General features: G+C 71.2%; 21 protein-coding genes. 11 read left to right on the top strand and 10 right to left on the bottom strand.

Annotated elements, in window-relative coordinates; genetic code table 11:
- Window positions 1–10: 10 nt before the first annotated feature.
- Together I3V78_RS16150 and I3V78_RS16145 are read right to left on the bottom strand one after the other, a co-directional pair.
- On the bottom strand, window positions 11–4069 hold the full coding sequence (locus I3V78_RS16150; protein WP_204488927.1) for a GH92 family glycosyl hydrolase: 4059 nt from the start codon (window positions 4067–4069) through the stop codon (window positions 11–13).
- A 163-nt stretch (window positions 4070–4232) separates the two neighbouring features.
- Complete coding sequence (locus I3V78_RS16145; RefSeq protein WP_204488925.1) at window positions 4233–4598, bottom strand: DUF1801 domain-containing protein; 366 nt, start codon at window positions 4596–4598, stop codon at window positions 4233–4235.
- 291 nt (window positions 4599–4889) lie between these two features.
- Here I3V78_RS16145 and gstA point away from each other — a divergent pair, with 291 nt between their 5' ends.
- The 4 genes from gstA to I3V78_RS16125 all read left to right on the top strand — a co-directional run bounded on the left by gstA (window position 4890) and on the right by I3V78_RS16125 (window position 9063).
- A complete protein-coding gene (gene gstA / locus I3V78_RS16140; RefSeq protein ID WP_204488923.1) occupies window positions 4890–5498 on the top strand; it encodes a glutathione transferase GstA in 609 nt (202 codons plus the stop codon).
- A 153-nt stretch (window positions 5499–5651) separates the two neighbouring features.
- The gene (locus tag I3V78_RS16135) at window positions 5652–6701 is read left to right on the top strand and encodes a hypothetical protein (RefSeq protein WP_204488920.1); all 1050 of its coding nucleotides are present in this window, start codon (window positions 5652–5654) and stop codon (window positions 6699–6701) included.
- A gap of 74 nt (window positions 6702–6775) precedes the next feature.
- Window positions 6776–7921 (top strand): anhydro-N-acetylmuramic acid kinase, encoded by a 1146-nt coding sequence (locus tag I3V78_RS16130; RefSeq protein WP_204488918.1) that lies wholly within the window; start codon window positions 6776–6778, stop codon window positions 7919–7921.
- Entirely contained in the window at window positions 7918–9063 is a 1146-nt protein-coding gene (locus tag I3V78_RS16125; RefSeq protein ID WP_204488915.1) for an ADP-ribosylation factor-like protein, read from the top strand. The genes I3V78_RS16130 and I3V78_RS16125 overlap by 4 nt, the downstream gene beginning before the upstream one ends.
- A gap of 30 nt (window positions 9064–9093) precedes the next feature.
- Here the strand turns inward: I3V78_RS16125 and I3V78_RS16120 are convergent, their stop codons facing one another.
- The 4 genes from I3V78_RS16120 to I3V78_RS16105 form a co-directional block, all read right to left on the bottom strand.
- Entirely contained in the window at window positions 9094–9585 is a 492-nt protein-coding gene (locus tag I3V78_RS16120) for a thrombospondin type 3 repeat-containing protein (RefSeq protein ID WP_204488912.1), read from the bottom strand.
- Window positions 9582–10754 carry a hypothetical protein gene (locus tag I3V78_RS16115; RefSeq protein ID WP_204488910.1) on the bottom strand — a complete coding sequence of 391 codons (1173 nt, stop codon included), beginning with the start codon at window positions 10752–10754 and terminating at the stop codon, window positions 9582–9584. Before I3V78_RS16115 ends, I3V78_RS16120 begins: the two co-directional genes overlap by 4 nt.
- A gap of 12 nt (window positions 10755–10766) precedes the next feature.
- Window positions 10767–11303, bottom strand: coding sequence for a YceI family protein (locus I3V78_RS16110; RefSeq protein WP_204488908.1), 537 nt, complete (start codon window positions 11301–11303; stop codon window positions 10767–10769).
- 226 nt (window positions 11304–11529) lie between these two features.
- Window positions 11530–12642 carry a DUF4388 domain-containing protein gene (locus I3V78_RS16105; RefSeq protein WP_204488906.1) on the bottom strand — a complete coding sequence of 371 codons (1113 nt, stop codon included), beginning with the start codon at window positions 12640–12642 and terminating at the stop codon, window positions 11530–11532.
- A gap of 23 nt (window positions 12643–12665) precedes the next feature.
- On the opposite strand from I3V78_RS16105, the gene I3V78_RS16100 reads away from it, so the two are divergent.
- The 3 genes from I3V78_RS16100 (at window position 12666) to I3V78_RS16090 (ending at window position 15429) form a co-directional block, all read left to right on the top strand.
- A complete protein-coding gene (locus I3V78_RS16100; RefSeq protein ID WP_204488903.1) occupies window positions 12666–13601 on the top strand; it encodes an alkaline phosphatase family protein in 936 nt (311 codons plus the stop codon).
- 35 nt (window positions 13602–13636) lie between these two features.
- On the top strand, window positions 13637–14518 hold the full coding sequence (locus I3V78_RS16095; RefSeq protein ID WP_338023611.1) for a peptidase MA family metallohydrolase: 882 nt from the start codon (window positions 13637–13639) through the stop codon (window positions 14516–14518).
- A 98-nt stretch (window positions 14519–14616) separates the two neighbouring features.
- On the top strand, window positions 14617–15429 hold the full coding sequence (locus I3V78_RS16090; RefSeq protein ID WP_204488898.1) for a carboxypeptidase regulatory-like domain-containing protein: 813 nt from the start codon (window positions 14617–14619) through the stop codon (window positions 15427–15429).
- Between the two features lie 10 nt (window positions 15430–15439).
- Here I3V78_RS16090 and I3V78_RS39915 read toward each other — a convergent pair whose 3' ends face one another.
- Entirely contained in the window at window positions 15440–16267 is an 828-nt protein-coding gene (locus tag I3V78_RS39915; protein WP_204488896.1) for an Ig-like domain-containing protein, read from the bottom strand.
- A 237-nt stretch (window positions 16268–16504) separates the two neighbouring features.
- Between I3V78_RS39915 and I3V78_RS16080 the strand changes: the two genes are divergently transcribed.
- Both I3V78_RS16080 and I3V78_RS16075 read left to right on the top strand, forming a co-directional pair.
- On the top strand, window positions 16505–18082 hold the full coding sequence (locus I3V78_RS16080) for a serine hydrolase (protein WP_204488893.1): 1578 nt from the start codon (window positions 16505–16507) through the stop codon (window positions 18080–18082).
- Between the two features lie 113 nt (window positions 18083–18195).
- Window positions 18196–18789, top strand: a complete 594-nt coding sequence (locus I3V78_RS16075) for a hypothetical protein (protein WP_204488890.1) — start codon at window positions 18196–18198, stop codon at window positions 18787–18789.
- Here the strand turns inward: I3V78_RS16075 and I3V78_RS16070 are convergent.
- Both I3V78_RS16070 and I3V78_RS16065 read right to left on the bottom strand, forming a co-directional pair.
- Window positions 18774–19265, bottom strand: coding sequence for a VOC family protein (locus I3V78_RS16070; protein WP_204488888.1), 492 nt, complete (start codon window positions 19263–19265; stop codon window positions 18774–18776). The genes I3V78_RS16075 and I3V78_RS16070 overlap by 16 nt on opposite strands.
- 56 nt (window positions 19266–19321) lie before the next feature.
- A complete protein-coding gene (locus I3V78_RS16065) occupies window positions 19322–19942 on the bottom strand; it encodes a hypothetical protein (RefSeq protein WP_239576452.1) in 621 nt (206 codons plus the stop codon).
- Between the two features lie 84 nt (window positions 19943–20026).
- On the opposite strand from I3V78_RS16065, the gene I3V78_RS16060 reads away from it, so the two are divergent.
- The gene (locus I3V78_RS16060; RefSeq protein ID WP_204488886.1) at window positions 20027–20377 is read left to right on the top strand and encodes a DUF2845 domain-containing protein; all 351 of its coding nucleotides are present in this window, start codon (window positions 20027–20029) and stop codon (window positions 20375–20377) included.
- Between the two features lie 26 nt (window positions 20378–20403).
- On the opposite strand, the gene I3V78_RS16055 is transcribed toward I3V78_RS16060, so the two are convergent.
- Window positions 20404–21720, bottom strand: a complete 1317-nt coding sequence (locus I3V78_RS16055) for a pectin acetylesterase-family hydrolase (RefSeq protein ID WP_338023610.1) — start codon at window positions 21718–21720, stop codon at window positions 20404–20406.
- 103 nt (window positions 21721–21823) lie between these two features.
- Between I3V78_RS16055 and I3V78_RS16050 the strand changes: the two genes are divergently transcribed.
- Window positions 21824–22528: a hypothetical protein gene (locus tag I3V78_RS16050; protein WP_204488884.1), complete on the top strand. Its 705-nt coding sequence runs from the start codon at window positions 21824–21826 to the stop codon at window positions 22526–22528.
- The last annotated feature ends 80 nt before the right edge of the window (window positions 22529–22608 follow it).

Raw genomic sequence — 22608 nt, 5'->3', positions numbered from 1 at the left:
TCCGACGCGACTACCGGGCGAGCAGCTCGACCTCGGCGAGCGACAGGCCCGTCGGGCCCGTCAACTCGAGGCGGTAGTGCGTGTAGGCGCCCGGCGTCGCGACCTTGAAGGCGCGCGTCTGGGAGCGCCAGCGGAACGTCTGCGCGGTCCGCTGATCGAGCGTCGTGAAGGTCACGCCATCGGTGGAGCCGCTCAACGTCCAGCCGGTCGGGTCGACCGTGCCGGAGCTCGAGGTCAGCGTGTAGAAGGCGACCTCCCGCGCGCCCGAGCCGAGCGCGTAGAGCAGCGACGGGTTCTCGGCGGTGAAGCGCGCGCTCGTCATCGAGGTGTCGTCGAAGAGCGAAGCCACGGTCGTGCCGTCACTGGCGGTGGCCGTTCCCCCGCGCGCGACGTCCCCCAGGGGCTGGGGGGGCACCCCCTCGGGCGTGAGCGAGGGCGGCACATCCCCCGCCCCCGTTCCCCACGTGGAGGGCGACGCCGACATGTCGAAGTCGAGCGTGGCGCCCGCGGCGAGCAGCGCATGCGGCAGGGAGGTCTTCGTGTAGGTCGCGCCGTTGACGCGCAGGCCCCGCACGTAGACGTTCCTCGGGCTGTTGTTCGGCGCGTTGATGACGAGGTCGCGGCCGTTCTCCAGGTGGACGATCGCCCGGGTGAAGAGCGGCGAGCCGATGGCGTAGTCCGAGCTGCCCACCCCGAGCGGGTAGAAGCCGAGCGCGCTGAAGAGGTGCCACGCGGACATGGCGCCATTGTCCTCGTCCCCGAGGTAGCCCTGGCCGATGTCGCTGCCAATCCACAGGCGCGCGAGCGCGTCGCGGACCTTCTCCTGGGTCTTCGCCGGCTGCCCCGCGTGGTTGTACATGTAGGGGATGTGGTACGAGGGCTGGTTGCTCAGTCCGAGCTGGCCCATGCGCACGTCCCGCGCCTCGATCATCTCGTGGATCACCCCGCCGTAGGAGCCGGGATGACTCGCGGTCTCCGGCGTGGCGAAGAATTCGTCGAGCTTCGCGCCGAGCTGGGCCCTTCCCCCGAGCAGGTGGGCGAGTCCCTGGCCGTCATAGGGCGCGTCGAAGGCGGTGTTCCAGCCGTTGGTCTCGGTGTAGTCGTGGCCCCAGACGCGCGGATCGTACTCCTCCACGGGCACCACGAACGCGCCGCTCATGTCCCGGCCCTGGAAGAACTGGATGGCCGGGTCGAACAGGTTCACGTAGTTGAGCGCGCGCCCCCGGAAGTACTCCGCGTTCTCCACGTACTCCTGATGGCGGGGGTCGGCCGGGTCCGCGGCGAGCGCGCTCGCCATGTTCGCGATGCCGAAGTCGTTCAGGTAGCCCGCCATGGCCCACGACAGGCCCGCGCCGGTCTCGGTCGAGGTGTAGCCGAGGAAGATCGAGGTCTCGAGCCCCTTGCGCCCGACGCCCGCGAGGGTCGGCCGCACCGTCGCGTTCTTCACCGCCGCGTCGTAGGCCGCCGCGGCATCGAAGTTGTGCACGCCCTTCACGTAGGCGTCCGCGAAGGCGACGTCGGAGCTCGTGCCCGTCATGAGGTCCGCGTAGCCCGGCGAGGACCAGCGCGCGATCCACCCGCCCTCCCGGTAGTGCTCCACGAAGCCGTCGATCAGCTCGCCCGCCTGGGTCGGCGCGAACAGCGCGTAGGCGGGCCAGGTGGCCCGGTAGGTGTCCCAGAAGCCGTTGTTCACGTAGATCTTGCCGTTCACGATCTTCGCGCCGGTCTGCGTGGGCGTGCCCGTGCCCACGGCCGCCGACACCGGGCTCGCGTACTGGTAGACCGGCGCGTCCGCCGTGCCGGTGTTCTCGAAGCCCGAGTTGGGATAGAGGAACAACCGGTAGAGGTTGGAGTAGAGCGTGGTGAGTTGATCCGCGTTGGCGCCCTGGACCTCGACGAGCGCGAGCCGCTGATCCCAGAGCGCCCGGGCCCGGGCCTTCACGTCCTCGAAGCCCTCGGACTCCGCGATCTCCAGCGCCAGGTTCTTCCGGGCCTGCTCGACGCTGATGAGGGACGTGGCGATCCGCATGGTCACGGTGCGGTCATCCGCCGGCACGGTGAAGCGCAGGTAGCCGGTCACGTTCGCGCCCCCGCCCCCCGGGAGCATGCCGCCCGCGGACACCGGCCGGTCGAACCGGGCGTAGATGAAGATGCGCGACGCGCCCGTCGACAGCCCGCTGCGCGCGTCCGAGTAGCCGGTGAGCGCCCGTCCGGAGGGATCCAGGGAGAGCCCGCCGTTGTTGTTCACGTTGTCGAAGAGGAGGCTCGCGTTGCGGTCGGGGAACGTGAAGCGGAAGACGGCGGCGTGATCCGTGGGCGTGAGTTCGGCCTGGATGCCGTTGTCGAACCGCACCCCGTAGTAATGGGGCCGGGCGATCTCGTTCTCGTGCTGGAAGGCCAGCGCCCGCGCGGTGCGGCTGGCGTTCGGCGTGCCCTCGGCCCCCGAGGGCATGATCTGGAAGCTCTGCCGATCCCCCATCCACGGGCTCGGCTCGTGGCTCAGGGAGAGCGCCTGGAGCGTCGGCCGGTTGTCCGCGTTGTTGCGGCGGTGGTAGTCGTAGAGCCAGCTCGTCGAGCCCGCGTTGGTCGCCGGCGTCCAGAAGTTGAAGCCGTGGGGGACGGCCGTCGCGGGGATGTTGTTGCCGCGCGAGTAGCCGCCGCTCGAGTTCGTCCCGCGCAGGGTCGTCACGTAATCGGACAGGTGCGTGGGCGTCACGTGGCCGGGCGTGTCCGTGATGCGGATGTCGTCGATCCAGCCGCCGAAGAGCGCGACGGGTCCGTTCGGCTGGTCGTAGCCAATCAGGATGCGCTTGATCGTCTTGCCCGCGGCGACGTCACCGATGCGCGAGACCTTGTGGTTCCACTCGCCGGTGTAGAGCGTCCGCGACGCGCCCTGCCCCGCCGGGCTCAACACCGCGTGGTGCTGATCGCGGGCGTTCAGCTCGCTCAGGTAGGTGCCGTCGTCGAAGGCGAGATCGAGCGCCGCGTAGGTCCCCGGGAAGTTCGGGTCCTTCAGCGCCTCGTCCACGAAGATGCGGTAGGACAGCTCCGTCGTCGGCGTGACGGCCACGTCCACGTCGAAGAGCTTGTTGTAGGAATAGCCGTGGCCGCTCGCCGTCACCTCGCCCGCGAAGCGCAGCGCGTGCTTGCCCGTGAAGCCCGCGCCGGATTTGGCGTTGTGCGAGGCGGCCGGGCCCTTGCCCACGACGCTGCGCATGTCGGTCACCGGTCGGGGCGTGTCGTCGCCCGTGGAGAGCTGGAGCTCGGCCAGTTGCACGATCGTGGCGCCGCGGTTGGCGGTGACGTTGAGGCGGTAGTGGAGATAGGGCGTGGTGTTGGAGAACGTGTAGGTCCGCGTCTCGAAGCGCGAGGCGAAGGACTCGCCGCTCCGGCGGTCGAGCTCGGTCCAGCTCGTGCCATCGTCCGAACCCTCGAGCGTCCAGGCGGAGGGATCCCGCTCGGGCGAGTCATTGGCCGAGGAGAGGGCATAGCGCGTCACGGCGATGGGCTCGGCGAGTTGGAACCGCAGCCAGCCGGTGCTCGTGAACACCAACCACTTGGACAGCACCTCGCCGTCGGCGGCCCGGGCCGCGCCCTCGTCGGGAAGGTTCTCTCCGTTGGCGGTCACCGCGACCACCCGATCGGAGATGCTGCCGAGGATGCGCGTGTCCTTGTCTCCGATGACACCCGAGGCCTTCTTCTTGCCCTGGGCGTCAATTTCCACCGTGGTGATCCACGTCGGTTGGGGATCCTGCGCCTCGAAGGACGAGGAGAACTCGCGCGGCGTCTGAGGTGCGCCTCCATCCGGCTCGGTGCCCGCGTCGGGAGTCGTGCCCGCGTCGGGAGTCGTGCCCGCGTCTGGCTCGGTGCCCGCGTCCGGCTCGGTGCCCGCGTCGGGAGTGCTCCCGGCATCGGGCTCCGTGCCCGCGTCGGCGGGCGGCGGGGTGCCGGCGTCCACTTCGGGTTGGGGCTCTGGCTCGGGCGCGGGCTCGGCCGGTGAACCACAGCCGAGCGTCATGACACCGAGGAGGGCGAGGAAAGGTGTGAGGCGTGAAACGGGAAGCGACATGCACGGACCCCTGGGGCTGGAAGGCCGCGCATCCTAGGCAAGGATTTCCGTTATTCCAGGGAATCCACTGTCAGGCCCGCTGAATGGCGGAACGCTTTTCGAGAGGACTGGAGGAATCCAGTCCAACCCAAACCCTGGCGGCCTCCCCGCGCGGGGGCCGCGCTCAGACCCAGCGGATCCACTCGCGCAGCAGCGTCTGGAGTGCCTCGCGCTGGCGCTGGAAGTCCTTCGTGTCGCGAACGGTCACCAGGCCGCGATCCGGCGCGAGCCACTCCACCAGACCCGACGGGTCGGCGACCTGGATGCCCGTCTTCGCGGTGGCCTTCACCTTCGCGCCCAGGTGGAGCACCAGCCGCAGGTGCTCGCGCGAGCGCAGGTTGAACGTCGCGAAGTGCTCCGTGGTGCGGAAGCTCGGCGCGTTCCATTTGATCTCCTCCAGGACGTCGGAGCTGACCTCCAGGATGAGCGCGCGCAGGGCCTTGGCCTCTTTTTGGAGGGGATGTGCCAGCGCTTCCAGGAACGCGTGCACGGCGGGATCCGCGCGTGAAGCCCCAACGGCTCCAGCCTTCTTGGAAGAATCCGTTGGTGTCTTCGTGACCGCGCGCTTGCGCGCCGGGGCGCGTTTCTTCGGGGTGGGTGGGGTCAGGGTGATTGCTCCTCGAAAAAAGGCGTGGGCGCACTCTAGGGCCTCCGCCCCCAACGCGACGTGTCATCCGCAGTGTGAAGAAGGGACCCGCGAAGTGCTGGCAATGCGCGAGGGATTGGAGCAGTAATCCGCCGCCTGTTTTCAGGCCTTTTTCCAACCGCGGAGACACTCCCCATGAAGCTCTATTTCGCCCCTGGCGCCTGTTCGCTCTCGCCGCACATCGTCCTGTTCGAGGCGGGCCAGAAGTTCGAGGCCGAGAAGGTGGATCTGGGCAGCAAGAAGACGGCGTCCGGCCAGGACTTCAACGCCATCAACCCCAAGGGCTACGTGCCGGCGCTCGTGATGGACGACGGCTCGGTGCTCACCGAGGGTCCGGCGATCGTGCAGTACATCGCCGACAAGGCCCCCAACGCCAAGCTCGCGCCGGCCAACGGCTCGCTGGAGCGCTACCGGCTGCAGGAGACGCTCAACTTCATCAGCACCGAGCTGCACAAGACGATGGGCGCGCTCTTCAACCCCAACCTGCCCGAGGACGCCAAGAAGATGTTCCGCGCCATGGCCATCAAGCGCCTGACGAGCGTGAACGAGACGCTCGGCAAGCAGTCCTTCCTCCAGGGCGGGGAGTTCTCCGTCGCCGACGCCTACCTCTTCACGGTGCTCAGCTGGGCCGGGCACGTGGGCGTGGACCTGAGCCCCTTCGCCGCCATCAAGAGCTACCAGGAGCGCGTGGGCGCGCGGCCGAACGTGCAGGCGGCGCTCAAGGCCGAAGGCCTCCTCAAGTAGGACGTCGGTGAAACAACCGGGGAGGACAGGAAGACGGGCACTTCCGGGTGCCGCGCCTGTCCTCCACCGGTCATCCGCTCCGCTTGATGGGCAGCCAACCGTGGCGCCCTTTGTGGACGGTGTCAGGCAACGGACGATACGCTGCGTGCCGCCATGCGTGCCGTGCTCCTCACCCTGGTGTTGCTGCTTCCCGCGATGGCGTCCGCCGCGACGGACGTCCAGGGCAGTGTGCCGGGGAACACCGTCTGGAAGCGGAGCGGCAGCCCTTATGTGCTGCGTGGTGATGTCACGGTTCCGTGGGGAGCGAAGCTCACCCTGGAGCCGGGTGTGCAGGTGATCGCCGCCTCCGATGATGCTCAGGGATCCGGAGTGGATTCCCAACGTGTCGAGCTCATTGTCGATGGGACACTGCTGGTGCGGGGCACCACGGAGTCACCGGTGGAGTTCACCGCACGAGGCGCGGAGGGCGCCTGGTATGGCATCCGCGTGCGAGGTGGCCGGGGGACGGTCATCGACGGCGCGCTCCTCACCCAGGCCGAGCAAGGGCTGGAACTGCTCATCGCCGCGACGGTGCGCAACACCTCGGTGCGGGCCCGGGCCGAGGACTGCATCCGCGTGAAGTGGGGCAAGGCGGTGCTCCAGGGCAATGACGTGAGCGGGTGTGGCGAGCGCGCGCGGAGCGCTCCCCCGCGCAACACCGCGCTCACCGACAGCCTCCAGGCCCCGCGGCACAACGGACTCGTGGTGCCCATGCCCACGCCCCAGCCCCTAGCCGCGCCGCCTCCCGCGCGCGCGGTCCCGGTCCGCGTGGAGCCGCGTGCCGTGGAAGCGCGTCCCGTGGAGGCCCCCGCGCCCCCGCTCCCCCCGTCCCCCCGGCTCGTGGTGGAGAGCCCGTCCCCGCCGCCGTCCGTGGCGCCCCGGCCCGTGAGTCCCCGGGGCGCGGGACCGCCCGCGAGCGGTGAGTGCGCGCTCGAACCCCAGGTGCTCGAGCCCCCCGAGTGTCCGGGCATCCGCCGGTGGAGGAAGGATCAAGCGCGGTCGGGAGCGGCCTCTCCTGGCAGCGCGCGGCCTCAACCCCCCGTTCCCCGGGCGTCCCTGGGCGGGGGTGGAGCGTCCACCGCCCGACGGGACCTGGCCTCCGCCCACGCCTCCGACGGCACATCGCCCGTTCGGGATCCGCCGCTTGACCGGAGGCCTGGCTAGCCGAGTGGAGGATTCTCGTCGTTCCCGCACCGGGGAGTCCGGCGCGCGGGCGCACGGGCGCTTACATTCAGGGCATGGACTCGCGAGCCGTCCTTCCCCCGTCGCGGCTGTGCGTCGGGCTGTTGTCGGGCACCAGCGTGGACGCGGTGGAGGCAGTGCTCTGCCAGGTGGAGGGCACGGGCGCCGAGGTCCGCATCACCCTGCTGGCACACGTCTCGCGGCCCTTCCCGCCCGAGTTCACCCACCAGGTGCTCGCGGCGAACGATGCCCGTGCGCTGTGCGAGCTCAACTTCGCCCTGGGTGAGCGCTTCGCCGAGGCCGCGCTGGAGGCCATCGCGCGGGGCGGCGCGCGGCCCGAGGACGTGGACGTCATCGGCTCGCATGGTCAGACGATGGCGCACCTGCCCGCGCACCTGTCGGCCACGCCCTCCACCCTGCAGCTCGGGGAGGCGTCCGTCATCGCCGAGCGCACCGGCATCCCCGTGGTGAGCGACTTCCGCACCCGGGACGTGGCCGCGGGGGGCCAGGGCGCGCCCCTGGTGCCCTACCTGGACTGGGCCCTGTTCCGCAAACCCGGCGTGGCGCGGGCGCTGCAGAACCTGGGGGGCATCGGCAACGTGAGCGTGGTAGGCGATCGGCTCGAGGACACGCTCGCCTTCGACACCGGGCCGGGCAACATGGTGCTGGACGGGCTGGCGCGGCGGATCACCCAGGGACGGCTGCAGTGCGACCTGGACGGGAGCCTCTCGCGCGAGGGCCAGGTGGTGCCCGCGCTGCTCGAGGAGCTGCTCGCGCACCCCTTCCTCGCCCTGCCCCCGCCGCGGAGCGCCGGCCGCGAGGGTTTCGGGGACGCCCTGGTGACGGGGCTGTGGGAGCGGGCGCGGCACGTGGCCCCGCGGGATTTGATGGCCACGGCGGTGGCGTTCACGGTGGAGGCCACGGCGCGCGCGTACGAGGCGTGGCTGCTGCCCCGCTTCTCGCTGGAGGCGGTGTACGTGTCCGGCGGCGGCATCCGCAACCCGGTGCTGATGGAGCGGCTGACGGCGCGGCTGTCTCCCCTGCCCGTACGCCCAGTGGATGCGCTGGGCCTGCCAGAGGGTGCCAAGGAGGCGGTGTGCTTCGCGCTGCTGGCCAGCGAGCACCTCGCGGGGACGCCCGCGAACGTGCCGTCGGCGACTGGCGCCCGGCGGAGAGTCGTTCTAGGAAAGCTGACACCGTGAGCAGCGTCAATCTGGTGGCCAGGGAAGTGGCGGTGAAGATCGTCTTCTACGGACCGGGTCTGTCCGGCAAGACGAGCACGCTGCGCAAGGTGTTCGAGACGGTGCGCCCGGCGCACCGGGGCGAGATGATGTCCATCGCCACCGAGGGCGATCGCACGCTCTTCTTCGACTTCCTGCCGGTGAAGGTGGAGCGGGTGAATGACTGCACGGTGCGCCTGGCGCTCTACACCGTGCCCGGTCAGGTCTTCTACAACGCCACGCGCAAGCTGGTGCTCCAGGGCGCCGACGGGGTGGTGTTCGTCGCGGACTCGCAGCCGGAGATGATGGACGCCAACCGCGAGTCGCTGGCCAACCTGGAGGAGAACCTGCTGGAGCAGGGCATCCGGCTGGAGCGCTTCCCGCTGGTGGTGCAGTGGAACAAGCGGGATCTGCCCTCGGCGCTGTCCGTGGAGGAGCTGCGCGAGGCGCTCAATCCGCGCGGCGTGCCCGACTTCGAGACCGAGGCCGTCAGCGGCCGGGGCGTGATGGACGCGCTCAAGGCCATCACCCGGCTGGTCATCCAGGACTTGCGCGCCAAGAAGATCGTGCCGCCGCCACGCGTGGCGCCGCCCCCGGGCGCGGCCTCCGGGCGGGGCAACCTGGAGGCCCAGCTGAGCCAGCACCTGGTGGGCCGTGCGTCCTCGGCCGCGCCGCCCGCCATGGCGCCCCGGCCCTCGCGGAGCATGCCCGCCATCGGCGCCCCGCCCCCCGCCCAGCCGCCCCTGCCCGAGCCCGGGGTCCCGGCCACCGCGCCCCCGTCCCTCACGGGACAGCGGCCCCTGGGCGCGACGAGTGCCCTGGCCCCGTCCGACCTGTTCGATCATGCCCGGGCGGCGGAAGGCGCGTTCGCGGCGGGCGACTACGCCACCTGCATCCAGGCGTGCCTGGACGCGGCGCGGCGGGGCCTGGCGCTCGCGGGCGAGGGCTCGCTGGCGGCCCAGGCCTACCTGCTGCACGTGGATGGGGGGGACCTGCTCAAGCTGCAGACGCTCGGCGCGCGCTCCAGTCACCGGGTGGATGACGCCGCCTTCGCCCTGTACGTGCTGATGCACATCTTCACCCGGCTGCACACCGCCGGACTGCCCGCGCCCGCCACGGAGTAGCGGGCGCGGACCGTCCGTCTCGACGACGTCTCAGCGGCGCCGCTTGAGCACGAGCAGCAGGCCCGCCAGCCCCAGGGACAGTCCGCCCGGGGCCACGCCACAGCCATACGTGGGCTCGGGCAGCACCTCCTCGAGGATGGGCTCGCCGTCCCCGCCGGTGGCCTCGGCCCGGTTCGGATCCCGGCCCGTCTTGAGCTCCTCGATGTCCGGCACGCCGTCCCCGTCGCTGTCCACCTTCTCGGCTTCCAGCTTCTCCAGGGCCGAGCGCAAGGACGCGTTGTTGAAGCTCACCAGCCCCCGGGCGCGCAGGGACATGCCGAAGGGCGTGACCACCGTGCCCACCGCCTGCGGCCCCTGATGACAGAGGGCGCACGAGGGGTAGGACGGCAGGCTCAGCGTGGATTGAAGGATGTCGGGGTACTCCCCCGTCGCCCACGCGGGCGAGGCCCCCCACAGGGCGAGACCCAGGACGGAGGCCCGCGCCAGGGCGCGACGGGAGCCGGGATTCAGGAGCGCTTTCATAGGGAGAGGTGCAGCTGGGAGAGGACGGTGAAGGACTGGGAGCCGCCGCCGCCCGGCAGGGGCGAGCGCCGGGCGAAACCATCGAAGCGCAGCTCCAACTGGGGCAGGAAGACGAAGCCCACGCCGAGCCCCGCGCCCACGCTGGTGCCCAGGTTGCCCACGGGCGTGAGCGTCTCGCCGGACAGGAGGATGTGCAGGCCCTGCACCGGCTCCACGTCCGCCTGGAGCAGGCTGGTGAAGCCCAGACCCGTGTCCTGCTCGCGCGAGGCGTTGACGAGCACGTCCGCCTCGGCCATGAGCACCACCGGGCGCGCCACCGCCCACCGGCCGAACAGGCCGTGCGACTGGCGCCAGAAGCCGGCCAGCCGCGTGTCCACGTCATAGCGCGCCCGCGTGGTCAGGCTGCTCACGCCCAGGGCGAGGTCCGAGCGCGGCGACCACTCGAGGTAGCCCGCGTAGCCGCGCTCCCGGTAGAGATCCGGGTTGAGCAGGAAGTTCCCGGCGATGGCCATCAACTCGCCGCGCAGGCCGTCCCCGTTGTAGGCCACGGCCGCGCCGTACTGCTGGTGCTCGTTGGTGTCGGTGCGCGTGCGCTCGCGCACCCAGGTGGTGTGCTCCGCGTTGCGCAGGCCGAAGGGGATGTTCATGCGGCCCGCGCGCACCACCACCGTCTGCTCCTCGTTGTCCCAGGCGAGCCAGTGCTCACGGGACACGATGTTGTTGCCCTCCCACGGCGTCAGGGAGGCGAGCAGGGCGCGGCGCACCGCGATGCCCACGCTGGCGTTGGCGCGGAACTGGCCGAAGGTGGCCTGGCCCCGCAAATCACTCGCCATCTGCAGCGGCCGCACCCGGGCGTCGCTCGTGGGCACCTTGTTGACCAGCGCGCCTCCGCGGAAGGACAGCCCCAGGTTCAACCACTCCGGCAGCGGCACCGCGCCGAAGAGGAAGCTCGTGGAGGGACTCACCTCCTCCTTCACCTTGCCGTAAGTGGCCGCCAGGAGCAGCTCGGACTGGGCCCGTCCATAGGGCGTGAGCAGCCCGTTGCCCGAGGGGTCCGTGTGGCACGCGGCACAGCTGGAATACCCGTGGCGGATCATCCACGGGTAGGCCCGGGCGCTCGCCGGAGCGAGCAGTCCGAGCAGGACGACGACGACGAACAACTGACGCATGGCTTACGGCCTCTAGCTCTTCTTGAAGTGGAACGAGGTGTTCGTCTCGAGGTCGGGCTTCACCGTCACGCCCATGTAGTTGGGCACGTCGATGCCGAAGTCCTTGAAGTTGACCGGCATCTGGCCCGTCGCCTCGTAGACGTCTCCGTTGCGCTTGATGACGTACTCGGCCACCACGTCCTTGGTCTGGCCGTGCAGGGTCAGCTTGCCCTTCACCTTCTGGGTGAGGCTCTGGCCCGCCTCGGGCAGCTTGATCTCCGACCAGGGCACCTCCAGCACCGCGGCCGGGAACTTGTCCACCTGGAGGTACTTGTCGCGCATGTGCGTGTCGCGCAGGTCGATGCCCGTGGACAGCTTCGCCAGGGGCACGGAGATGACGACCGTCTTGCCGTCGTCCTTGAGGGTGAGCTCCTCCGTCCTCCCCTCGATCTTGAAGCCCGCCGGGCCCTTGCCCTTGAACACCGTGCTCGCCGATCCCGTGCGCTCCACCTGCGCGAGCGCGGGCGTCGCGAGCACCATCACCACCGCCATCATCTGCTTGAGTTTCATCGAGAACTCCCGGGTCAATGACCACTGGTCGACACACGGCGTCATAGCGATTTCCCGGCGCGATGTAGAGACCCCGTGTTCGCCCCGCGCCTGTCCCGGGTAATGAGGACCATCACGCCCCCTCGGACGGAGACGGAGACGGAGACGGAGACGGAAACGAAAACGCCGCCCGCGCGGGGAGCGCGGACGGCGGAGGCGAGGCGGTCCTCTGGGAGGGATTTTTCCGTCATCCCCGGCCGTGCTCGGGGTCGGACTCGGAGCGCAGGCGCAAGAGGCCCATGCGCACGAGCTTGGCGAGGGTCTTGAGCGTCTCCAGCTCGCGCGCGGGGCTGGCCAGCACCAGCGTGGACACGTCCCAGGAGCCATTGACGAGCCCCACCACCTGGCGCTCCTCGGCCTTGAGCAGGCTCAGCTCCTCGGAGTCGGGCGACAGCACCGGCACCGAGAGGGGGGGCAGCGCCGCGTAGAGCGAGGCCACGTGCTCGCTCTGCGCCATGCGGGCGAACTCCCGCACGCGCCGGTCGGTGGGATCGCTCGCCAGGAGCGTGGCGCACACGAGCTCCGCCGCGTCGTACTGGCGCTCGCGCACCAGCACCGCGCCCTTCTCCAGCATGTCCGTCACCGGGTCCACCACCACCTCGGGGGCGCCGTCCACCTCCACCTGGCGGGCGCGCAAAAGCTCGAAGATGCGGCGCGAGGTGGAGGAGCGCGACATGCCCAGCGACAGGCGCAGCCGGCCCATGTTCTGCCCGCCCGCGCACAGGGACAAGAGGATGCGGTGCAAGAGGGGCTGGCGCGAGCTGGGCGGGACGATGGCGCGCACCGTGAGCGCGTCCCCGGGCAGCACCCGGTCCACGTCCGCTTGTTCATCCACCCAGCGCAGCGACTCGAAGAGCAGCTCGCGCAGGCTCATCTCGCACGGGGCCCACTCCTCGCCCGAGCGGTCCATGTCCTCGGTCCAGTGGAAGGCGCCGTGGCCGCCGCGCGTCTGGTCCGCCATGGAGCCCAGCATCTCCTCGCGCACCAGCTCGCGCACGAGCCGGGGCTCCACGCCGTGGGCGCGGAAGACGGACTCCATGCCTTCGCCGCTGGGGGGCAGCGCCTTGAGGGCGGCGAGCACCGCCGCGCCATCGGCCAGTTTGGCCAGGGCGAGCACCCGGGCCAGACGCCCGCGCAGCCCCTCGTTGGCCACCGCCAGCACCTGGCCGGAGAGAAGGAAGAGCGAGCGCTCACCGCCCTCCCAGGAGAGGAGCTGGAGCGTGCCCGTCTTGCGGGAGCTGTCCAACCACTGGAGGAGTTCGGGCAGGGGAAAGCTGGAGAAATCACCGTGCAGGGCCATGACGGCCCATACTGTGTCACGTCATGCGCGTCGCGGTCCTCTTCATTGATGGGGTTGGCATCGGACGAAACGAGCCGGCGAGCAACCCGCTCGCCGGGAGGGGGCACCTGCTCTCCCAGTTCCTGGACGCGCCCGGAACGCCCCTGCCCCCCGGGGGCCGCCTGTACCCCGTGGACACCACCTTCGGGGTCACCGGACGGCCCCAGTCCGCCTCCAACCAGACGGCCATCCTCACGGGCGAGCCGGCCCCCGCGCTCATCGGCCGGCACGTGCTGGGCTACCCGGACGCCCCCCTGCGCGCGCTGCTCGCACGCCGCTCGCTCGTCAAGCGCCTGGGGGAGGCGGGCCGCGTCGCCACCTTCGCCAACTGCTACCCGGTGGCCTACCTGGACGCACTCCAGCTGCCCCGGCGCCCCTCGGACAGCCCGCCCGAGTTCACCCTCACCCCGGCCGCCCTGCGGCGCCTGAAGGCCTCGGCGAGCACGCTGGCCTTCGTGGCGGGCCAGGTCCCCTTGCGCACCCTGGACGACGCGCGCGCGGGGCGGGGGCTCACCCACGACATCACCGGCACGCGCGCCACCTCGCGCGGCCTGGGCGTGCCCGCGCGCACCCCGGAGGAGGCGGCCCGGGTGTTCTGGCGCGTGGCGGGCGAGGCCGACTTCACCTTCTTCGAGCACTACCTGGCCGACGAGGCGGGACACGCCCAGGACTTCGCCGCCGCCCACGACGCCCTGGACACCTTCGAGGCCTTCGCACGGGCGGTGGTGGCCACCCGTCCGCCCGAGGCCCGGATCCTCATCTGCAGCGATCACGGCAACGTGGAGGACCTGTCCACGCGTTCCCACACCCTCAACCCGGTGCCCGTGCTCTATTTCGGGCCGCCAGCGCCCGAACTGGAGTCCCTGGCCACCGTGGCGGATGTGGGTCGCGCGGTGCTTCGCTGGTGGGGCGTGCCATGAGGCAAGGGATGCGCGGGGACACGGGACGAGGGCTCGTGAGGCCAGGGCCGGGGGTGCTGGCGGTGTGCGTGGCGCTGCTCGCGGGCTGCGCGGCGCCCCGGTTCGCGGACCGGGCGCGGCTCACCGAGGAGTGGCCGAGCCCCTCGGGGCGCTACCGCATCGAGTACGCGCCCCGGAACGCCGCGGACGTGCCCCGGGTCCAGCACGCCATGGACGAGGCCCTGCCCCGGCTCGAGCGCTGGGGCACGCCGCGCGAGCCCATCATCGTGCGGATGATGCCCACCCATGCGAGCCTGGAGGCCGCCGCGCGGCAGCGGGGCATGGGGTGGCTGCGCGCCTGGAGCCGCTACGACGAGGTGCTGCTGCAGACGCCCTCCACGTGGGGCCTCGCCAGCGCCAGCCCCGCCCAGCTCACCGAGCTGCTCCTGCACGAACTCACCCACACGCTCATGTACCAGCTCGCCGCGGATCGGCTCGGCTGGACGCGCAAGCACATCCCCCTGTGGTTTCGCGAGGGCATGGCCTCGTACACCGCCGAGCAGGGCTACCGGTGGGTGTCCCTGGAGGAGATCGCCCGCTACCTGGAGCGCAACCCGGGCGCGGACCCGCTGCACGCCCCCGACGCGCTCTACCGGGACGAGTCCAACCTCGTCTACGGCATGGCCCACCACGCCTTCGCCTTCCTCGTGCGGCGCTACGGAGAGGAGCGCGTGCGGGAGGTGCTCGGCGAGATGCGCGGCGGCCCGGCGTTCGCCGAGGCCTTCGAGCGGGCCGTGGGCCTGTCCGAGGAGGCCTTCACGCGCGACTTCACCCACTACGTGCGCTGGCGCGGCTTCCGGGGGGGACGTCTGCCGCCGCGGGAAGCCCGCCCCCCTGGGGACCTCCCTGGCACATCGGGAGAACCGGAACCACCGTGATTGGCCCAGAACACCGCTTTTCTGTTACGACACGTCTGGACCATCCCCACCCGGGCCCGCGACCCCCGCGCGCCGCCGGAGTGCGAGGAGATTGCACGATGACGCTGCGTACGTTGAGCCTGACGGTGCTCGGCACCGTGGGGCTCGCCACCCTGACGGCCTGCAAGAAGGACGAGGCGCCCGTCGCTCCGGCCCCGCCCCCGGCGGCTCCGGCCATCCGGGCCCAGGCCCTTCCCCAGGACGCCGTCCCGCCCCAGGAGGACGAGGCCCCGGCGCCCAAGGGCGGCGGCGCGGTGGTCGGCGTCGTCACCTTCAAGGGCACGCCTCCGCCGCCCAAGCCCATCACCCCCGACTCGGATCCCAACTGCGATGGCATGGACCTGGAGGATCAGCCCGTCCTGGTGCACGACGGCAAGCTGGCCAACGTCCTGGTGCGCGTGCAGGGGGAGATCGTCGGCCAGTCCCGGCCCGCGCCGGACGCCATGGTGGTGGTGGACCAGAACCGCTGCACGTACAAGCCGCGCGTCCAGGGCGCCGTCATCGGCCAGCCGCTGGTGCTCATGAACAGCGACAGCACCCTGCACAACGTGCGCGGAATGGCGGGCACCAAGCAGCTCTTCAACGTCACCCAGCCTCCGCTCAGGACCAAGGAGGCCATGCCGCCCACCGACGCGCAGATCATCCACCTCAAGTGCGACATCCACCCGTGGATGTCCGCCTGGGTGGTGATGAGCCCCAACACCTTCTTCACCACCACCGAGGAGGACGGCGCCTTCACGCTCGAGGGCCTGCCCCCGGGCACGTACACCCTGGAGGCCTGGCACGAGACGCTGGGCACGCGCACCACCCAGGTGACGGTGAAGGAGGGCGAGAAGACCCCGGCCTCCTTCGAGTTCGTGGCCGCGAAGTAGGCCGGGCGCGCTACTTCTTGATGCTCAGCGGCGCCTCGGCGGTCTTGCCCCCGCCCTCGGCCTTGATGGTGACGGAGCCGGGCTTGACCGCCATCACCTTGCCCGAGGCGTCCACGGTGGCGATCTTCTCGTCGCTCGTGGTGAAGGTGAAGGCCACGCCCTGGATGGACGCGCCATCGGTCCCCTTGGCCACCGCCGTGAGCGCCGTGCTCTCGCCCACCTTGAGCGTGGCCGGCACGATCTCGGTGAAGGCCACCCTCTCCACGTCCGGCAACTTCACGCTCACCTCGGCCGTCTTCGTGAGCGCGCCCGAGGTCGCCGTCACGGTGGCGGTGCCCACCGCCACGGCCTTGAGCATGGTGCCCTCCACCGCCACCACCGCGGGGTTGCTGCTGGTGAACGTCACCTGCGCGTCCTTCACCGGGCGGCCCGCGTCGTCCTTCACCTCGGCGCTCAGCGTGCCCTGCGCGCCCAGGCCCGTGAGCGTCTCCGGCGTGCCCTGCAGCGCGAGCGTGGCGGGAATCACCACCTCCACCGGCGTGGTGCCGCTCACCTCACCGGACTTCACGGTGATGGTGGCCGAGCCGCTCTTCACCGCCGTCACCGTGCCCGTGGGGTCCACGGTGGCGATCTGCCCGTCGCTGGAGGCGAACTCGAACGTCGCCTTCTCCACGGGCTCGTCCTTCGCGGTGAGCGCGCGGGGCGCCAGCTGCGCCTTCTGGCCCGCCTCGGACAGCTCCACCTTCGCCGGCGTCACGGCGATCTTCTCCACCTTCTGGCAGGCGGAACCCAGCACCACGACGGACACGGCGAGCAACGACGAGAACAGCTTCTTCATGGGGAGGATGTTTTCCATTGGTGTCGCGAAAATTTGGGCCCCAAAGAACCCAGTGGGTAAACCCCGGACGTCTGAGCAAGCGGCGTTCCAGGTGAAGGCCCCTCGGACGCGGGGCGAGGCGGCGTGGAGCAAACGGACACCGGCCCGCGCGCGCTGCCCTTTTCCTCCCCACTCCCCCGGGCGCGGAGGGATTTGGCTAGCGTGCGGGTGGGGCCCGGCGCCCCGGGGAGGTGTGCGGTGAAGCGGCTCGCGCTGACGGTGCTCCTGCTCGGCCTTCCGGTGGAGGCGGCGCCCGGCGGGGTCCCCGTGTGTGAGCGGCCCCATGTGCCCGCCCCGTCCGAGTCCCCCGCCCTGCCCGCCTCGCTCCAGGCGGCGCTCGAGGCCCTGGTGCGCGAGCGGCTGGCGCGCGGGCCCCACGCGGGCCTGGCCGTGGGCGTGGTGCACCAGCACGCGCGCTGGGTGGGGGCCTACGGGCTGAGGGACGTGGAGCGGCACCTGCCCGCGACGCCGCGGACCACCTGGCGCATGGCCTCGCTCACCAAGTCCTTCACCGCGGTGGCGGTGATGCAGCTCGTGGAGCGGGGCCAGCTCGCGCTGGACGAGGACATCCACACCTGGGTGCCCGCCTGGCCCGAGCGGCGCTGGCCCGTCACGGTGCGGCAGCTGCTCGGCCACCTGGGCGGCGTGACGAACTACGGGCGGCTGGGCCCGAGCCAGGACACCGGCCCCCTGGACACGGCGGGCGCGGTGGCGCTCGTGTCGGACTACCCGCTGGAAGCCGAGCCCGGCACCCGCTTCATCTACAGCACCTGGGCCTACAACCTGCTGGGCGCCGCCCTTGAGGCCGCCTCGGGCCAGTCCTATGGCGACTACCTCCAGGCGCACGTCTTCGCGCCCGCGGGCATGGCGCACGCGGCCCTGGATGATCGGCGCACGCGCGACGAGCACCACGCCCGGGGCTACCGGCTCCGGGACGGGCGGCGGGTGCCCTCGCGCGAGGTGGACGTCTCCGGGCGCTTCGCGGGCGGCGGCACCCGGGCCTCCATCGAGGATCTGCTCGGCTTCGGGGAGGCGCTGCTCGACACCCGGCTGGTGTCCCGCGCCACCACGGCGCTGATGCAGACGCCCATGAGCACCCGGGACGGGCGGCTCACCGACTACGGCATGGGCTTCGCGACCTGGCCGCTCCGGGGCCACTACGTGGTGGCGCACGCGGGCGCGCAGCCGGAGACGTCCACGCTCCTCTTGCTGCTGCCGGGCGAGTCGCTGGCGATCGCGCTCACGAGCAACGTGGAGGGCCAGGCCGCGCTCCTCAAGGGCCTCGCCTCGGACATCATCCGCCTGCTGCTCGAGCGGGACGCGCCCCGCTCGGGCGCCCGCCCCCGGGACGCCACGGACGCCCTGGTGAGCGAGGGCCTGGGCCGTGTCCTCGGCTACGGGCTCGCCTACCACTCCTGGGCCGCGCACGGACCGGGCCCGGCCCCGGCGTCGGAAGGCCTCGCGGAGGCCTTCGCCCAGGTGGCGCGCCTGTTGGACCCCGACACGCTCGCCCGCGAGCCCGGTGCCGCGCGCGCGCGCATCCTCGCCGCCCACCACCCGCTCGCCCAGGGCGTCTTCATCCGCGTGGGGGTCCACATGGCCCGGACGCTGGAGGACGCCCGGGGCCCCGAGCGCCTGCGCGAATACCCCTCCCGGGGCGCCACGGCCTTCTTCGACGACTACCTCGCCGTCTGCGAGGCCCGCGCCTGTCCCGAGCCCTTCCGCTTCACGCCCCGCCTGCGGGAGACCTTGCGCCGGCTCACACACGGCCCGTGAAAACCACCGACAACGACATCTCCCCACGCAACCCGCGCGTCTCATTTTCCGATAACGCTCTCAACCCCGAAGACACCGGGCGCCCGGAACGGCGCCAGGGAGCGAGATTCGCCATGGACCTGCGCATCAAGAGCAACATCCCCAGCCGGCTGCCCGCTCCCGAGGCCACGACTCCCGCCGCCAGCACCGTCGCGCCCCGCGCGGCCACCGCGCCCCAGGCGAGCGCGCGTCCGGTGGACACCTTCGCGCCGGCGCTCCAGCGCACGGCGAACGTGGCGCTGGCGCCCAAGGTCAATGACGCCCAGCGGATGAACGAGTACCTCACGGGTGCGCGTCCTCCTCCGGCCGATTTCGAGAAGGTGATGGGCTACAAGCCCTACCAGCTGCAGACGCCCAACGGCCCCCGGATGCAGGATCCGCTGGGCTTCGCGTCGTCTCCCGGTGGCATCGGCCCCGTGGAGGACTTCGACGTGATGGCCAAGACGCACGACTACGGCTACGACCTGCTGCGCTACCACGCCAAGGTGGGCCAGCCCCTGGGCCCCGACGCGCGCAAGGCGGCCGACGCGATGTTCCGCGAGGACCTCTTCGCGCACGCCAACGCCAAGTCCGGCACCCTGGACCGCTTCAAGAGCCGCGCCTGGGCGCAGATCTACGCCACGGCGGTGGAGCTCAACTCCAAGGTGCAGAACTACCGGGCGCCCTGAGCCCGCGCGAGCGTCTCGAAGGCGGAGATGACCTCGGGGGGCGCCTGCACCAGCTCGATGAGCACGCCCTCGCCGCCCAGCGGGAAGGGCTCGTTGCCCTTGGGGTGGATGAACGTCACGTCGAAGCCGGCCGCGCCCTTGCGGATGCCGCCCGGCGCGAAGCGCACGCCCTGCCCCTCCAGCCAGCGCACCGCCGCGCCCAGGTCGTCCACCCACAGGCCCAGGTGGTTGAGCGCGGGCTCGTGCACCCGGGGCTTGCCCTGGGGATCCACCGGCTGCATCAGGTCCACCTCGACGCGGAAGGGGCCCACCCCCGCCACGACGATGTCCTCATCCACGTTCTCGCGCTCACTGCGGTAGGTGCCCACGGGCTCCAGGCCCAGCACGTCCACCCAGAGCTTGCGCAGGGGTGCCTTGTCGGGCCCCCCGATGGCCACCTGCTGCAGACCCAGGATCCGAAACGGTCGAGTGCTCATGGCGGCGCACGCTCGCAGAGCCTCCCCGCCCAGACAAGCGCCGCGGCCCGCGGGGCTCAGTAGCCCGCGGGAATCCGCCCCCCCAGACAGGTGATGGTGCGCGGCTCGCGAGGGCCCGACCACAGGGCCCGGGGCCGCGCGGGATCCGACCCCGGCACGACGCCCTCCTCCACCGACCAGGAGGGCTCCTCGCCCGCGCGCAGCGAGTGCAGCCCGCTCTGCCAGGGCCCGATGATGTAGGTGTGTCCCGCCGCGCGGCAGCCGAAGAACCGCGTCCAGGCCCGGGCGAAGTCATGGCCCCGGGCCGTGCCGAACGTCTCGCACGTGCGAAACCACCAGAGCGCCTCGCCCCCGGGCGTCATGCGCTCGCGCAGCGCCGCCAGGCGCGCGTGCCACGGATGTCCCGGGCGCAGGGCCGTCGCGTCCAGGGACGTGCGATCGACGAGTACGCGGCCCCAATGCCCATGTCCCCAGTACTGCACCTCGTCGATCGGCTCCGCCTCGGAGCGCGCGAGCAGCCAGTCCAGGGCCTCGGGCCAGCCCGTCACGCCGTGCCGGTCATCGAGCCGGCCCAGTCCCCGGTACAGCACCCCGCCGACCCGCCAGGAGGCGGTGAGCCCGGGCAGGCCCCAGCGCCCCGCGCAGGTCCGGTCGTACACCATCAACCTCAAGCCCATGGACCGCCTCCTCGCGTTGAATATCCTCCCACGCGCGGGCGTCCGGCGCATCCGCGACCCCCCTCCGCCCAAGGACGGCCTTCCATGCGTGCCCTGCTGCTCTCCACCCTGCTGCTCTCCACCCTGCTGCTGCCCGCTCGCGGGGACGCGGCCACCCTGCGCTGCGGCAACCAGCTCGCCTCGGACGGCGCCTCCAAGAGCGACGTCCTCATGCGGTGCGGCGAGCCCCTCGCCAAGGACACCCGCACCGAGTCCGTGGGCGCGAGCACGCGCACCCAGGACAGCGACTCGGGCACCACCACCTCGCAGCGGCACGTCGTGCACAAGACGATCGAGGAGTGGACGTACAACTTCGGCCCCTCGCGCCTCATGCAGATCGCCGTGTTCGAGAACGGCGTGCTCGTCGACGTGCGCAGTGGCGGCTACGGCCGCTGAGCCCCTGACGGAGGGGCTCGGGCGCCTCACCCGCTCAGCGCTTGATTGATGAGCGGCGCGAGCAGCCGCATGCCGGGATCCTCGGCGTTGAAGCCATTGGCGGGCTCCACCACGCGCACGCGCTCGCCGTCCTTCACGAAGCGCTCGAGGAAGTCCGCCATGGACCACGACTCGCCATAGCACTTGTAGCTCTGCCAGGGCTCGGCGGCGTACTCCCAGAGCGAGCGCTTCTTCTCCATGCGCGCACAGGCCTGCGCCCCCACGAAGGTGATGAGGGTGCTGCAATGGCTGGCGTTGATGTCGCGCTGGTGGGGGATGAAGTAGCTGTAGTTGGTGTAGAGCTTCAGCTCGGCCACCAGCTTGTCCTGGTCCTCCTTCCAGTAGCGCAGGAGCGACGCCTCGTCATGCGGGGACAGGAAGCGCTCGTAGGAGAAGCGCGAGTAGCGCACGTCCCGGGTGTAGCCCGTGTAGGCGAGCTGATCCTGGGGGAACTCCGTGGCGAGCATCCGGTTGATGCTCCCCAGGTCCTCGCGCTGGAACGAGGCCGGCAGCCGCGCGAACACCGAGTCGAGCGCCCACGCCTGGCGGATCCGCTCATGCAGGCCGCGCGAGCGGTCCTGGAGCTGGCGTGACAGGTGGATGGGCCCCGAGTCGTTGAGGAGGTAGCCCCGGGCGGGGTTGATGGCGCGGCGCACGAAGTAGTACGCGGCGGAGCTGCCCGTGCCGCCCGCGCTGAAGCCGGTGACGAGCAGCTTCTGCACCCGCGGGAAGCGCGTCTGGGCGTACTGGGCCGCGGCGAGCACGTTCGCATGGCCCGCGTGATGCCAGCGCAGGGGCGGCTCCTGACCCGTGGGGTCCGCGTAGAGCGCCACGCTGTTGCCCGTATGAACGTCCCCCGTACAGTAGGGCAGGTAGACGATGTTCCAGTCCCGGGTCACCAATTCGGTGCGCTCCTTGAAGGGCAGTCCGGGATCCGCGCCATTGACCAGGGGCGAGACGTACTTCGCGGTGAAGCGCTCCATGTAGTCGTCCGCGAGGCCATTGGGATTGGCCGCGCCGAGCATCCCCACGCGGCCCGAGCAGGTGTCGTAATCCCAGCACGCCCCTCCTCCCTCGAGGAAGAAGAGCAGGTCGCGCGAGCCCGTCGTGCTGCGGTGGACGAAGAACTTGTATTGCGAGCCATCACCGCACCGGGTTCCCGGTAATTCCAGCCGTTCCCAGCTGTAATTGTTGCCCCCGTCCACGAGCACGTCGACGAGCGTGGACACCAGGACCTGGGCGCGCGCCCGCCCCGGCATGACCATCGCGAACAGAAGACCCACCACCAGCAGCGACTTTCTCACTCTTGCGTCCTCGGCTTTCGTTCCCGCGAAAGACAGCCAACACCCGTCTGCTTCCGAAGTGCTTGCACCCCACAGACGGTGCGCGGCATCCCCCGGGCGCTGGTTGCGAAGCACGTGCCGCGCGGCCTATTTCATGGGCATGGGCGAGGATCTCCGTTCAAAGTCACTGCTCTGGCTCGCCGTGCTGACCATCCTCGCGTTGATTGCCGCACCGTGGATCCTGCGCTTGCGGCAGGAGCGTTCGCTGCAAGGCATGGAGACGCCCGCGCCCCGGCTCTCGACCTTGATTCCCGCCGCGGGCCCCGCGGACGAGACCGCCACGGGCGGCGGCGGCGGAGCGGGGACCTCGGACGTGACGCCCCCGTCCGACGCCGCGTCCACGCCCCGCCCCCACCCCGTGGACCTCTCCCACCTGCGTGAGCGGCTGCCCGACAACCTCTACTGGCGCATGGGCGCGCCCACGACGGACCCCGAGGAGCTGCGCCAGCGCGAGGAGGAGGAGCGCTCCTGGAACACGCTCTACGGCAAGGTGCTGTCCAACACGGCCTCCGAGGCGGAGATCCACGCGTACTACGCGCACCGCCGCCAGGTGTCCGAGGACTTCATGGCCTTCGCCGCCCTGGTCCTCGAGGAGTACGGCCCCCGGCTCCCCGAGACCGAACGGGGGCTGTACGAGCTGAGCATTCGCATGCACCACAGCCGCCTCGAGGAGCTTCCCCAACGCATCGACGAGGCGCTCGCGCGCAAGCACGTCCAGGAGCGCCGCCGCGAGTCCTGGAGGCGCTCGGCGCCCTCGGGCCTGGAGTAGCAGGCAGGCCACCGAGCCCCCGCTCCTCGATGCCAGACGGGAAGGCCCTTCCCTCCTCCGGGCCGCCATCCCACCTTGTG

The organism is Archangium primigenium (genome assembly GCF_016904885.1).
Classification (GTDB): domain Bacteria; phylum Myxococcota; class Myxococcia; order Myxococcales; family Myxococcaceae; genus Cystobacter; species Cystobacter primigenius.
Note: the sequence above shows the minus strand (reverse complement) of the source record. Positions and strands in the feature narration are given on the sequence as shown.

Excerpts from the sequence above, each read along its gene's own strand:
- I3V78_RS16150 (WP_204488927.1), bottom strand. The coding sequence starts at position 4,069 with ATGTCGCTTCCCGTTTCACGCCTCACACCTTTCCTCGCCCTCCTCGGT.
- gstA (WP_204488923.1), top strand. The coding sequence starts at position 4,890 with ATGAAGCTCTATTTCGCCCCTGGCGCCTGTTCGCTCTCGCCGCACATC.
- I3V78_RS16135 (WP_204488920.1), top strand. The coding sequence starts at position 5,652 with ATGCGTGCCGTGCTCCTCACCCTGGTGTTGCTGCTTCCCGCGATGGCG.
- I3V78_RS16130 (WP_204488918.1), top strand. The coding sequence starts at position 6,776 with ATGGACTCGCGAGCCGTCCTTCCCCCGTCGCGGCTGTGCGTCGGGCTG.
- I3V78_RS16120 (WP_204488912.1), bottom strand. The coding sequence starts at position 9,585 with ATGAAAGCGCTCCTGAATCCCGGCTCCCGTCGCGCCCTGGCGCGGGCC.
- I3V78_RS16115 (WP_204488910.1), bottom strand. The coding sequence starts at position 10,754 with ATGCGTCAGTTGTTCGTCGTCGTCGTCCTGCTCGGACTGCTCGCTCCG.
- I3V78_RS16110 (WP_204488908.1), bottom strand. The coding sequence starts at position 11,303 with ATGAAACTCAAGCAGATGATGGCGGTGGTGATGGTGCTCGCGACGCCC.
- I3V78_RS16105 (WP_204488906.1), bottom strand. The coding sequence starts at position 12,642 with ATGGCCCTGCACGGTGATTTCTCCAGCTTTCCCCTGCCCGAACTCCTC.
- I3V78_RS16100 (WP_204488903.1), top strand. The coding sequence starts at position 12,666 with ATGCGCGTCGCGGTCCTCTTCATTGATGGGGTTGGCATCGGACGAAAC.
- I3V78_RS16090 (WP_204488898.1), top strand. The coding sequence starts at position 14,617 with ATGACGCTGCGTACGTTGAGCCTGACGGTGCTCGGCACCGTGGGGCTC.
- I3V78_RS39915 (WP_204488896.1), bottom strand. The coding sequence starts at position 16,267 with ATGAAGAAGCTGTTCTCGTCGTTGCTCGCCGTGTCCGTCGTGGTGCTG.
- I3V78_RS16075 (WP_204488890.1), top strand. The coding sequence starts at position 18,196 with ATGGACCTGCGCATCAAGAGCAACATCCCCAGCCGGCTGCCCGCTCCC.
- I3V78_RS16070 (WP_204488888.1), bottom strand. The coding sequence starts at position 19,265 with ATGAGCACTCGACCGTTTCGGATCCTGGGTCTGCAGCAGGTGGCCATC.
- I3V78_RS16065 (WP_239576452.1), bottom strand. The coding sequence starts at position 19,942 with ATGGGCTTGAGGTTGATGGTGTACGACCGGACCTGCGCGGGGCGCTGG.
- I3V78_RS16060 (WP_204488886.1), top strand. The coding sequence starts at position 20,027 with ATGCGTGCCCTGCTGCTCTCCACCCTGCTGCTCTCCACCCTGCTGCTG.